Annotated in this window: 8 protein-coding genes and 1 tRNA gene; 1 reads left to right on the forward strand and 8 read right to left on the reverse strand. The window is 73.2% G+C overall.

Translation table 11 applies throughout. The features are described 5' to 3' along the window. Window positions 1-50: 50 nt before the first annotated feature. Complete coding sequence (gene selD, locus GTW40_RS13265) at window positions 51-1,067, reverse strand: selenide, water dikinase SelD (protein WP_161180376.1); 1,017 nt, start codon at window positions 1,065-1,067, stop codon at window positions 51-53. A gap of 155 nt (window positions 1,068-1,222) precedes the next feature. Here selD and GTW40_RS13270 point away from each other — a divergent pair. Further along, a tRNA-Sec gene (locus GTW40_RS13270) sits at window positions 1,223-1,318 on the forward strand. A 38-nt stretch (window positions 1,319-1,356) separates the two neighbouring features. On the opposite strand, the gene selB is transcribed toward GTW40_RS13270, so the two are convergent. From selB to GTW40_RS13310, 7 genes are all read right to left on the reverse strand, one after another. After that, complete coding sequence (gene selB / locus GTW40_RS13275; protein ID WP_161180377.1) at window positions 1,357-3,126, reverse strand: selenocysteine-specific translation elongation factor; 1,770 nt, start codon at window positions 3,124-3,126, stop codon at window positions 1,357-1,359. A gap of 2 nt (window positions 3,127-3,128) precedes the next feature. Continuing rightward, window positions 3,129-4,499 (reverse strand): L-seryl-tRNA(Sec) selenium transferase, encoded by a 1,371-nt coding sequence (gene selA / locus GTW40_RS13280; protein ID WP_161180378.1) that lies wholly within the window; start codon window positions 4,497-4,499, stop codon window positions 3,129-3,131. 116 nt (window positions 4,500-4,615) lie between these two features. Continuing rightward, on the reverse strand, window positions 4,616-5,683 hold the full coding sequence (gene nrfD / locus GTW40_RS13285) for an NrfD/PsrC family molybdoenzyme membrane anchor subunit (RefSeq protein ID WP_161180379.1): 1,068 nt from the start codon (window positions 5,681-5,683) through the stop codon (window positions 4,616-4,618). Continuing rightward, window positions 5,680-6,765 (reverse strand): 4Fe-4S dicluster domain-containing protein, encoded by a 1,086-nt coding sequence (locus GTW40_RS13290; protein ID WP_237525488.1) that lies wholly within the window; start codon window positions 6,763-6,765, stop codon window positions 5,680-5,682. The genes nrfD and GTW40_RS13290 overlap by 4 nt, the downstream gene beginning before the upstream one ends. Then, window positions 6,762-10,100 (reverse strand): formate dehydrogenase, encoded by a 3,339-nt coding sequence (fdh, locus tag GTW40_RS13295; protein WP_272919003.1) that lies wholly within the window; start codon window positions 10,098-10,100, stop codon window positions 6,762-6,764. The genes GTW40_RS13290 and fdh overlap by 4 nt, the downstream gene beginning before the upstream one ends. A 90-nt stretch (window positions 10,101-10,190) precedes the next feature. Further along, window positions 10,191-11,393, reverse strand: a complete 1,203-nt coding sequence (locus GTW40_RS13305; RefSeq protein WP_161180382.1) for a cysteine desulfurase family protein — start codon at window positions 11,391-11,393, stop codon at window positions 10,191-10,193. Between the two features lie 10 nt (window positions 11,394-11,403). Then, window positions 11,404-12,375, reverse strand: a 972-nt coding sequence (locus GTW40_RS13310; RefSeq protein WP_161180383.1) for a ferritin-like domain-containing protein, incomplete at its 5' end; no start/stop codon positions are given.

A 12,375-nucleotide genomic window follows, 5' to 3' on the forward strand; every position in this document is an offset into this window, starting at 1 on the left:
CGGGCCCGTCGGCAGGCCCGCCCTCAAGGCATCGTCGTCAGCGGGTCCCGTCAGCGCACCACCAGCCGGTACGGCCCCTCCGGCACCAGCTCCCCGATCACCGGCGCGCCCGGCACCTCCCCCGCGACGAGCAGCCCGCCGGAGGTCTGGGCGTCGGCCAGGAGCAGCCGGGTCACCTCGTCGGCGTCACCGAAGTCCGAGTACGGCGCGACCCAGTCGAGGTTGCGCCGCGTACCGCCGCTGACGTACCCCTCGCGGGCGGCCTCCACGGCGCCGTCGAGGTACGGGACGGCGGCGGAGTCGATGACGGCGGTCACCCCGGAGGCGCGGGCCATCTTGAAGAGGTGGCCGAGGAGACCGAACCCGGTCACGTCGGTGGCGCAGACGGCGCCCGCGGCCAGCGCGGCCTGCGCCGCGTCGCGGTTGAGTTCGGCCATCGTCTCCACCGCCTGCGGGAAGACCTCACCTGTCGTCTTGTGCCGGTTGTTGAGGACGCCCAGGCCGAGCGGCTTGGTCAGCGACAGCGGGACGCCCGCCCGTCCGGCGTCGTTGCGCAGCAGGCGGTCCGGGTCGACGACGCCGGTCACGGCCATGCCGTACTTGGGCTCGGGGTCGTCCACGCTGTGGCCGCCGCCGACCGCGCAGCCCGCCTTCGTGGCGACGTCCAGGCCGCCGCGCAGCACCTCGCGGGCCAGGTCGAAGGGGAGCACGTCGCGGGGCCAGCCCAGCAGGTTGACGGCGACGAGCGGGGTGCCGCCCATGGCGTAGACGTCGGAGAGGGCGTTGGCGGCGGCGATGCGGCCCCAGTCGTAGGGGTCGTCCACGACGGGGGTGAAGAAGTCGGCGGTGGCGACGGCGGCGAGTCCGCCGGGCAGCCGGACCACCGCCGCGTCGTCGCCGTGCTCGAGGCCCACGAGCAGGTCGTCCGTGGCCGAGCCCGGGGGTGTGAGCCCGGTGACGATCTCCTCCAGCTCGCCCGGCGGGATCTTGCAGGCACAGCCGCCGCCGTGCGCGTACTGGGTGAGCCGCACGGTGTCGCGCTCGGAGGTGGTGCGGATGTCGGTCATGGCTGTCTCAGTCCTCGCTCACGTCTGCGGGTGGGGCGTTCGAGGTGCGTTCAGGTCGCGTCCTCGGGGGAAGCCGTGTGGCGTGTTGACTCGGGGCGGGGGCGGGGGTTCCATGGCGGCGTGGCCCGGGGCATCCGTCCCGTGACGGCCCGCGGGGAGACGTAAGGGTGCCTGGTGGCCCTCCCGGTCTTCAAAACCGAGGTGTCCGAGCAACTCGGGCAGGCGGGTTCGATTCCCGTCCGTCTCCGCCAGTCCCCGCACCCCCTCCACCGGGGGACACCGCTCCCCCTCATTCCGCGCCTCGGCAGCAGCGCAGGGCCCCCTCCACGCGCACGGTGCGGCCGTGCCGGTCCAGATACTCCAGGAGCGGGATGCCGACCCGGCGGGTGGTGTTCAGTGCCCGGCAGGCCTGGCTCGCGGTGAACGGCTGCTCCAGCCGGGCGAGTACGGCAGCGGCCCGGGCGTCGGCCCCCGGCAGCAGCACGAGCCCCTTGTCGATGCGCAGGAGCGCGCCCGCCGCCTCGGCGGCCGCCAGCAGCTTGGGCGTGAGCCCGAGTTCGCGCAGCCGGTCGGCGTCCGGGGCGTGGAACGGCTCCCGGGTGAGGTCCTCACGTACCCGTGCGACAGCCGCCTCGACCTCGGGCGGGAGGCTCGGGCGGGCCTCCGCGCCGTAGATCCGGCCCTCGCTGCGGCGCAGGCCGGGTGACTGGGCGAGCAGGGCGTCGACGAGGGCGCGGTCCGGCAGCCCGAGCGCCTGGCGGGCCTCCTCCGGGGGCAGTCCGGGCTCCAGGGGCCGGCGGGCGGCGTGCTGCTCGACCTCTTCCGCCAGGCGGGTCTTCAGGGCCGCCCAGTGATCCGGGTCCGCGAGCCAGTCCCCGGCGACGGGTTCGGCGGGGGGCGGTACGCCCATGGCCAGCAGGTCGGTGCGGCGGATCAGGCCGCGGCGACGGAGTTCGGCGGCGCCGTCGGCACGCCCTGGCGTGGTGCTCAGTTCGAGGTCGCGGGCGGCGGCGGCACCGCGCCGGGTGAGCCGGGGCGGGCGGACGTCGAGCACGGTGACTCCGGCGGGGATCCGGTGGCGGCCGGGGTCGCGCAGCAGCGCGCCGTCGCCGACACGCAGCGGGAGCGGTGCGTCCAGGCGCAGGCGTGCGGTGTCCTCGCCGAGCGGGCGGACCGTGACGGGGACCGCCGCCGAGCCCGCGTGCAGGGTGAGTTCGCGGGGCAGGTCGCGGGCGGCGTCGCCGCGCAGCCGTACGTCGATCGTGTCGCTGGTGAGCCAGCGGTCCGGGGTGAGCAGCGCGTCGCCCCGGCGCAGGGTTGCGGCGCCCGGTCCGGTGACGTTGACGGCGACCCGGGCGACCGCGCCGGTCTCCTGGTGGGTCTCCTTCAGGCTCTCCAGGCCGCGCACCCGCAACAGCGCGCCGTCACGGGCGAGTTGGAGCCGGTCGCCGACGCGCAGGGTGCCCGCGCCGAGGGTGCCGGTGACGACGGTGCCGTGGCCGCGCACGGTGAAGGCGCGGTCCACCCACAGCCGTACGTCGCCGCCCAGGTCCGGGGCGGGTAGCTCTCCCGCCAGCCGGACCAGGGCGGCGCGCAGGTCGTCGAGGCCCTGGCCGGTGACCGCGCTGACGGCGACGCTCGGGACCTTGCCGAGGGAGGATTCCGCGATGCGGGCGAGGGCCTGTTCGCGGGTGGCCTCGGGGTCCGCGAGGTCGCTGCGGGAGACGGCGAGCAGACCGTGCCGTACGCCGAGCGCGTCGAGGACGGCGAGGTGTTCCTCGGACTGGGGCTGCCAGCCCTGGTCGGCGGCGACGACGAAGAGGACGGCGGGGACGGGGCCGACTCCGGCGAGCATGTTGCCCACGAGGCGTTCGTGTCCGGGTACGTCCACGAAGGCGAGGTCGCCCGCGCCGGGCAGCCGGGTCCAGACGAAGCCGAGGTCGAGGGTCATGCCCCGGCGGCGTTCCTCGGCCCAGCGGTCGGGCTCCATGCCGGTGAGGGCGCGCAGCAGGGCGGACTTGCCGTGGTCGACGTGTCCGGCGGTAGCGACGACGTACACGGTCAACTCCCCGTCCCGGTGGTGGCGGTGTCCTCGGCGGGCCCGGACTGCCTTACGGCTTCTGCGAGTTGGGCATCGGCATCCTCGGGTACGGCGCGCAGGTCGAGCAGGCAGCGGCCGTTCTCGACGCGGGTCATCACGGCGGGGTCCGCCCGGCGCAGCCGGGCGGCGTACTCGGCGGGCAGGGAGACGGCGGCACTGGGCAGCGTGACACCAGGGGCGCCGCCGCCGCCGACGACGGCCTCGCTGTCGACGCCCCGGCCGTCGACGCCGTCGGCGCGGAGCATCGCGGCGAGCCGCTGGGCGCGCTCGCGCAGTTCCGCCACGTCGGCGCGGAGCGCGGCGACGGTCGGGGTGAGCGGTCCGCGTACGGTCGCCTCCAGGGCGGCGAGGGTGAGTTTGTCGACGCGCAGGGCGCGGGCGAGGGGGTGCCGGGCCAGGCGTCGTACGAGGTCGGCGTCGCCGAGGAGGAGTCCGCACTGGGGGCCGCCGAGGAGTTTGTCGCCGCTGGCGGTGACCAGGGAGGCTCCGGCGCGCAGCCAGGTCGTGGCGTCGGGTTCGTCGGGCAGGGCGGGTTCGGGGGTGAGCAGCCCGGAGCCGATGTCGGCGATCACGGGGACGCCGAGACCGGCGAGTTCGGTCACGGAGGCTTCGCTGGTGAAGCCGGTGACGCGGAAGTTGGAGGGGTGGATCTTGAGGATGAAGCCGGTGTCGGGGCCGATCGCGGCTTCGTAGTCGGCGCGGGTGGTGCGGTTGGTGGTGCCGACCTCGCGGAGCCGGGCGCCGGTGGAGACGAGCAGGTCGGGCAGGCGGAAGCCGTCGCCGATCTCGACCATCTCGCCCCGGCTGACGACGATCTCGCGGCCCTGGGCGAGCGCGGTGGCGGCCAGGACGAGCGCGGCGGCGCCGTTGTTGACGACGTGGGCGTCCCCGGCGGCCGGTACGGCGCGCCGCAGGGCGTCGAGCGCGGAGCGGCCGCGCCGGGAGCGGGCGCCGGTGGCGAGGTCGAGTTCGACGTCGGTGGTGCCGGAGGCGGCCAGGACGGCGTCGCGGGCGGCTTCGGAGAGCGGGGCGCGGCCGAGGTTGGTGTGGAGCAGGACGCCGGTGGCGTTGAGGACGGGGCGCAGCGCGGAGGCGGTGGCGGGCAGGGCGGCCACCGCTCGGTCGGCGATCTCGGCGACGGGCACCTCGCCGGTGCGGGCCCTGTCCTGGACGCGGGCGACAACCTCCTTGACGAAGTCGCGCCCCAGGCGCAGTGCGGCCGCGTCGAGCCGGGGGTCGGCCAGCAGCACGTCGGTACGGGGCAGCCGCCGTCGTTCGTCGACGGGCGGGGCGGCGTCCGTGGCGGAGGCGGAGGCTTGACGGCGGTCCATCGGGCACCCTCGTTCTGGCCTGGCCGGCTGAGGCACCTGCCAGGCTACGACGGTCGGGGCCCCGGGGCACCCGCGCCACACCGGCCGGGACGGTCACGGGCCGCCCCGGCACCCGGTCACTGTCCGCCTTGCTGCTCCCCCTGGTGCTCCTGCGCCCGGGCCTCCTCTTCCTGCCGCTGCCTCTCCTGTTCCGCGCGCCGGGCGTTGAGGCGTTCGCGCTGCGGTTTCACCACGTAGATGGGGTCCTTGGTGGACTCCACGCCCGCCTCGAAGGTGCCGAAGCGCTGGAAGCCGCTGCCCGCGACGAGGGCGAGTCCGCCGAGCACGGCGGCGACGCGGCTGCGCCGGGCGAGGGTGACGGCGACGAGCGTGCCGGCGAGGGTGAGACGCTCCGACGTCTGGCGGAGGTGGTGCGGCTCGCCGTGGGTGAACGTGGAGGTCTCGAAGTCCGGCTTGCGGTCGATGAGGCGGGCGGCGGTGATCTCGATCGCCGCGCCGAGGACGGCCAGTTTGCGGGCGGGGCCCGCTTCCTTGATCGGTGTCGTGGCGAGGGCGAGACCGGCGGCGCTGGCGGCCGCGGAGCCGGTGAAGACGAACGGCATCTCCCGGTAGGCGCCGTGCCAGGCGGGCACGGCGGTGTCGGCGAGGAGGACGGCCGTGTACGAGGCGAGGGCGGGCGCGATCACGGCGGCGGACATCCCGCTCAGCCGGGCGACCCACTTGAGCAGGGGGCCGTAGCGGCTGTGGGTGCGCCAGGACTTCGGCAGGCATTCGACCATGCCGGCCAGGGAGCTGCCCGGCCCGTAGGACATGAGGATCCAGGTGCCCATGGACATCGGGGAGGTCGGCTTGGCCACGCGCATCATGTGGTGGAAGCGCAGGGGGCGGCCGAGGTCTCCGATGAGGAGGTAGCTGGAGGCCAGCAGGGCTCCGAAGCCGCCGATACGGCAGGAGCGGCACAGCGCGGGCTTGTTGGTCAGGTCGGCGCCGACGGAGAGCATGGTGGCGCCCGCCGAGAGTCCGCCGGTGAGGAGGTAGGCGGGGACCATCCACTCCCAGACCGGGGGTTTGAGTACGGGGCGGCCGTAGTACGACTTGAAGTCGGCGTCGGGGACCATCGGCTCCTCGCCGCCGTGCTTCTTCTTCCGCTTGCGGCCGCCGTTGCCGTGCGCGTGCTCGGTCATCGGCGTCCTCCCTTGAAGAACACGGCTGCGGTCGCGGCCATCATGAGCGCGCCGGCCACCCCGGCGTGCTTCCACATGGAGCCCACGTCCCGGGTGGTGACGATCGGGTCCGGCGGCAGTCCGTAGACCTCGGGCTCGTCGAGGAGCAGGAAGAAGGCGCCGTCGCCGCCGACGCCGTCCTCCGGGTCGCGGCCGTAGAGCTGGGCGGACTCCACGCCCGCGTCCTGGAGCTGGGCCAGGCGGTGGTCGGCGCGTTCGCGCAGCTCGTTCAGCTCGCCGAACTGGATGGAGTCGGTGGGGCACGCCTTGGCGCAGGCGGGTTCGAGGCCGCCCTTGAGCCGGTCGTAGCACAGGGTGCACTTCCAGGCGCGGCCGTCGTCGGGGCGCCGGTCGATGACGCCGTAGGGGCAGCCGGAGACGCAGTAGCCGCAGCCGTTGCAGATGTCGGGCTGGACGACGACGGTGCCGAACTCGGTGCGGAAGAGCGCGCCGGTCGGGCAGACGTCCAGGCAGCCCGCATGGGTGCAGTGTTTGCACACGTCGGAGGACATCAGCCAGCGGAAGTCCTGCCGGGTCTCCTCGCCGCTCCCGGCGCCGGGCAGGTCGAAGCTGGGGAAGCCCAGGTCGACCGGTTCGGTGCCGAGTTCGCCGCCCGCCCGGTGGCCCTTGCGCAGCGCCCCGGCGACGGTCTCGGCGGCCGTCTCGGTGCCGGAGGGGCCGGTGGGCAGGCCGACCAGACCGGAGTCCTGGTCGCCGAGTCTGAGGTCCTGCTCGATGAAGGCGACGTGCCGCCAGCTGCTGGCGCCGAGCGAGCCGGTGTTGTCGTACGACATGCCGGTCAGCTCGAAGCCGTCGGCGGGGACGGCGTTCCACTCCTTGCAGGCGACCTCGCAGGCCTTGCAGCCGATGCAGACGGAGGTGTCGGTGAAGAACCCCATCCGCGGCGGGTGGTCGTCGGGGTATCCGGCGTCCCCGGCCGGGTCGGCCAGCGGGCCGAAGAAGCTGTTGTCCCAGCCCTCCTCCGGCTGCCCGGTGGTGCCTCCGGCCTCGTCCTTGGCCGTGTGGTCCATGTCCGTGCTCATGAATCCTCCGGTCCGTAGCCCGGGGTGGCGGTGCGGCCCCCGCCCGGCTGCTCGCCGTCCGGTGCGCCCGACGACATCTCGTCCTCGGGGTAGTCGACCGTCAGCTCGTGGGTGCCGGTGTCCAGGGTGACCCCGGCGCGGCGCCGGTACTCCTCGACGTATGCCAGGAGTTCGCGGCCGCGGGGCCGTCGGCCGGGCTGGATGTCGCAGGTGATGACCTTGCTCTCCTGGATCAGCACGTTGGAGTCGAGCACGACGCCGATCAGGTCGTTGGTCACGTCGCCGACGGTGATGCCGAGGTTGCCCCAGTGGATGGGCATCCACATCTGGTGCACCGTGCGGCCGTCGAGCTTCAGCGGCGCCAGCCGGTCGGTGACGACCACCTTGGCCTCCACCGCGGTACGGCTGGTGATCACGTGGGCCCAGCCCATGTGGTGCAGCCCCCGCTCGGCGGCCAGCTCCGGCGACACCTCGACGGTGAGACCGGGTTGCAGCTCCGAGAGGTAGGGCAGCGTGCGGCTCATCGCGCCGGCCGTGTGGTGCTCGGTGTACCGCGACGCGGTGAACACGTACGGGAACACTTCCTCGTGCGGCTGGGGCGGCGAGGGGTTGTAGGGGTTGTAGGTCTTCTTGTAGATGGTCCGTGTCGGGTTGGACTGCTGCCCGTACAGGGGGTTGCGGACGGGCGACTCCTCCGGCTCGTAGTGGGTGGGCAGGGGCCCGTCCACCAGGCCGGTCGGCGTGTACAGCGCCGCCTTGCCGTCGCCCATCATGATGAAGGCGTCGTCGCCGGAGAGTGCCTCCGGGCCGTGCGCGTCCGGTGCGGGCCGGAAGTCCGGTGGCTTGTGCCGCTGGAAGTCGGGCTTGTCGCCGCCGACCCACTCCCGCTTCTCCTCGTCCCACCAGACGAGGGCCTTGCGGGCGCTCCACGGGCGTCCCTCGGGGTCGGAGGAGGCCCGGTTGTAGAGGATCCGCCGGTTCAGCGGCCACACGAAGGCCCACTGGCCTTCCCAGATCGGGTGCTCGAAGCGGGAGTTGCGCCGCCGCGCCAGGTTGGTGTCGTCCGCGTAGACGCCGGTGTAGATCCAGCAGCCGCACTTGGTGGAGCCGTCGTTCTTGAGCTCCTCGTAGCTGCTCAGGGTGCGGCCGGTCGTCAGGTCGATGCCGTTGATGTGGCGCAGGACGTCCGCGGCCGAGGGCTCGTCGCCCTCCTCCATCTCGTAGTCCCAGGCCATGTCCAGGATCGGACGGTCGCGCTCGTCCTCGGAGTGCTGGAGCTTCTCGCGGACGATCCGGCCGAGGTGGTAGAAGAACCACAGGTCGGAGCGGCGGTCGTCGATGGGTTCGACGGCCACGTCACGCCACTGGATCATGCGCTGGGTCTGGGTGAAGGTGCCGCACTTCTCCACGTGCGACGCCGCGGGGAAGAAGAACACCTCGGTGGCGCACTTCTCGGTGGAGATCTCGCCGCGCTCGATCTCCGGGGCGTCCCGCCACACGGTCGCGCTCTCGATCATCGCGAGGTCGCGGACGACCAGCCATTCCAGGTTGGCCAGGCCGAGTCGCTGGAGCTGCCCGTTCGCCGAGCCGACGGCGGGGTTCTGCCCCATCAGGAAGTAGCCGTAGACCTTGCCCGCGATCATGTCCATGGTCGTCTGGTACGTGCCGTGGTCGCCGTCGATGCGTGGCAGGTAGTCGTAGCAGAAGTTGTTCTCCGGGGTGGCCGCGTCGCCCCAGTACTCCTTCAGCAGGGAGACCATGTAGGCGTCGGCGTTCCACCAGTAGCCCTTGCGGTAGACGTGCCGCACGTCCTCCACGAACTTCTCCAGCGTGTGGTGGGTGACGTTGGGCATCGGCATGTAGCCGGGCAGGAGGTTGTACAGGGTCGGGATGTCCGTGGAGCCCTGGATGCTGGCGTGACCGCGCAGGGCGAGGATGCCGCTGCCGGGGCGCCCGAGGTTGCCGAGCAGCATCTGGACGATGGAACCGGCCCGGATGTACTGGGCGCCGACGGTGTGCTGGGTCCAGCCCACGCTGTAGATGAGCGCGGTGGTCTTCTCGCGGCCCGAGTTCTCGGTCCAGGCGCGGCAGACGTCGAGGAACTGCTGCTGGGTGATGCCACAGACCCGCTCGACCATCTCCGGTGTGTACCGGGCGTAGTGCCGCTTGAGGACCTGGAGCACACAGCGCGGATGCGTCATGGTGGGGTCGGTCGCGATCGTGCCGGGCGGACCGGGGGGCGCCTCGTGGCCGCCCTTCGCCTGCGCGGGGGTGGCGGAGATGAGCGTGCTGCCCTGCCGTCCGTCGGCGCCCTCCTCGACGGTCTCGTACGCCCAGCTGGAGCTGTCGTAGCTGCACGTCTCGGGGTCGTAGCCGCTGAAGAGGCCGTCCAGGTCCTCGGTGTCCTGGAAGTTCTCGTTCACCATGAACGTCGCGTTGGTGTACGCCTTCACGTACTCCTTGAAGTGCAGGTCGTTGGAGAGGATGTAGTTGACCACTCCGCCGAGGAAGGCGATGTCGCTGCCCACCCTGATCCGCACGTGCTGGTTGGCGTGCGCGCTGGTGCGGGTGAAGCGCGGGTCGATGTGGATGACGTGCGTGCCGCCCACCTTGGCCTCGGTCACCCACTGGAAGGCGACGGGATGGGCCTCGGCCATGTTCGAGCCCATCAGGATGATGCAGTCCGCGTTGGTGAGGTCCTCCGGGTAGTTGGTGGCGCCGCCGCGTCCGATCGAGGTTCCCAGACCGGGAACCGTGGCGGAGTGTCAAATACGGGCCTGGTTCTCGATCTGGATGGCGCCGAGGGCGGTGAACAACTTCTTGATGAGGTAGTTCTCCTCGTTGTCCAGCGCCGCGCCGCCGAGACCCGCGAAGCCCAGGGTGCGGCGGAGCACCCGGCCCTGCTCGTCGGTGTCCTGCCAGCCCCTGCGCCGGGCGTCCAGGACCCGGTCGGCCACCATGTCCATGGCCGTGTCCATGTCCATGCGCTGCCACTCGGTGCCGTACGGCGGCCGGTAGAGCACGTAGTTCTCGCGCTGCGGCCCGGTGACGAGCTGCTTGCTGCACGAGCCCTTGGGGCACAGGCGTCCCCGGTTGACGGGGCTGTTCGGGTTGCCCTCGATCTGGATGACCTTCTCGTCCTTCACGAAGACGTTCTGCGAGCAGCCCACCGCGCAGTAGGGGCAGACCGAGTGCACGACCCGGTCGGCCGTCTCGGTGCGCGGCTTGAGCGTGCGGGACCGCTTCGACTGGACGGCCTTGCCCCGGCCCAGCCAGTCGGCTCCGGTGATCTGCCGGTACACCGGCCACATGTCCAGCAACCGTTTGACGACCATCCGCCCACTCCTTCGCGCAAGGGGCCTAGCCTCTTGTCGACGCTACCGGCTGGGGAGCGGGCCGCAAGTCCTGGCGGGAACGCGGGCAGGTCAGCGCGTGGCGGAGCGGACCGTGGTGAGCGCGCGGGCGGCGTCGGCCAGCGCGGCGGCCGCCCGGTCGACGTCCTCGGCGGTCGTCCAGCGGCCGAGCGAGAGGCGTACGGCGCCCAGGGCGCGGGTGTCGTCGTACCCCATGGCGCTCAGCACGGGCGAGGGGGTGTGGGCGCCGCTGTGGCAGGCGGACCCGGTGGAGGCGGCGAGGCCGGGGGCGGCGGCGAGCAGGTCGTGTCCGGTGGTGCCCTCGACGCTGATGTTGAGGGTGCCGGGCAGGCGGCGCTCGCAGCCGTTGAGCCGCACCCGGCCCGGCAGGGCCCGCTCCAGCGCCCGGTGCAGGCGGTCGCGCAGCTCGGTGAGGCGCTGTGCCTCGCCCGCCGCCAGTTCCCGGGCGGCGAGGTCGGCGGCGGTGCCGAGGGCGACCGCGAGGGCGACGTTCTCGGTGCCCGCGCGCAGGCCGCGCTCCTGGCCGCCGCCGTACACCACGGGCTCCAGGCGGACGCCGGTGCGGACGCAGAGGGCGGCGACGCCCTTCGGGGCGTACATCTTGTGGCCGACGACGGTGAGGAGGTCGGCGCCGAGGGCTCCGATGTCGAGGGGGACCTTGCCCGCGGCCTGGGCGGCGTCGCAGTGGAGGAGGGCGCCGTGGTCGTGGGCGAGGCGGGCGAGGTCGGCGACGGGCTGGAGGGTGCCGGTCTCGTTGTTGGCGGCCATGACCGAGACGACGGCGGTGCGGTCGTCCAGCGCGGCGGCGAGGTCGGCGGGGTCGACCAGACCGCGCGCGTCGACCGGCAGATACGTCACCTCGACGCCGTCGAGACGGTGCAGGGCCTGGCAGGTCTCCAGGACAGAGGGGTGCTCCGTGACCTGGGTGATCACCCGTCGTCGGCCCGCGGGGGCGGCGAGTACGGCGCCGCGCAGGGCGAGGTTGTTGGCCTCGGACCCGGAGCCGGTGAAGACGATCTCCGCCGGGTCGGCGCCGACGAGCGCGGCGACCTGGCGGCGGGCGCGGGCCAGCGCCTGGCGGGGTGCGGCGGCGTAGGCGTGGCCGCTGGAGGGGTTGCCGAAGCCGCTCGCGAGGAGCGGCAGCATGGCGTCGACCACGCGGGGGTCGACGGGGGTGGTGGCGTTGTGGTCGAGGTAGACGACTCGTGCGCCGTCGCGGGTCGGATCGGGCGGGGCGACGTACGGTCCGTTCACGGCGGGGGCCTCACATGAAGTTGCGGGTGTGCAGCGCGGACAGGGCGGCGGCCTCGTCGTCGGGGAAGCCGAGCCGGGAGAGCCGGTGGCGGCGGCCCTCGTCCATGTCCTTCTGGAGTTCCTGGACCGCCTGCCAGCCCCGGGCGATGTCCTCGGGCTCCCAGGAACCGGCGGCGAGCAGCACCAGGGAGTCGAAGACGTCCTGGTTGAGTCCGGCGGTGCCGATCAGCGCGTCGTGCCGTCGCTCGACGGCGGCGCGCAGCCGTCCGTGCAGCAGCGGGTCGACTCCGGCCCGGTGTTCCAGGTGGCCGACGCCGAAGGCGACGTGCCGGGCCTCGTCGGTGCGGACCAGGTGGCTGATGCGGCGGGTGACGGGGTCGGGGGCGTGGCGTTCCAGGAAGGACAGGAGATTCAGGAAGCTGCCCTCGCCGAGGACGGAGAGCAGGAAGGAGGCGATGGAGAAGTCGGGTTCGGTGAGCAGGGTGGCGAGCGAGGCGCGGCCGCCGACCGAGGAGGTGCCCATCTCGCCGCCCTTGAGCAGGGCCCGCCGGGTGAAGACCTCCACGTGCCGGGCCTCGTCGGCGGCCTGCACGGCGAGCAGTTGGAGCACCTCGCGGAAGTGCGGGTGGACCTGGGCGAGGAGCCGCCCGGGGATGACCAGGGCGGCCTGCTCGTTCTCCACGAGGTACGTCATGACCTGGACGACGGCGTCCTCGATCTCGTCGGGCAGCGCGAACTCCGCGTCCCAGTCGACGGCCGCCTCGGGGTTCCACTGGGAGGCGGTGGCCTGGCGGTAGAGCCTGGGCGCGAGGTCGGTCCAGGCGATGTCGCGGTCGGCCACCGCGAAGGGGATCTCGGGGCCGCCCGCCTCCACCAGGGCGCCGCGTGCGGCGAGGCCCCAGTGCAGGGACGCCCGGTCGGCGATCTCGGTACTGGCGGGGCCGCCCGCGCGTTCGGCGCCGTGCAGCCGGGCGGCCGCGGC

The organism is Streptomyces sp. SID4985 (assembly GCF_009863025.1).
Classification (GTDB): Bacteria; Actinomycetota; Actinomycetes; order Streptomycetales; family Streptomycetaceae; genus Streptomyces.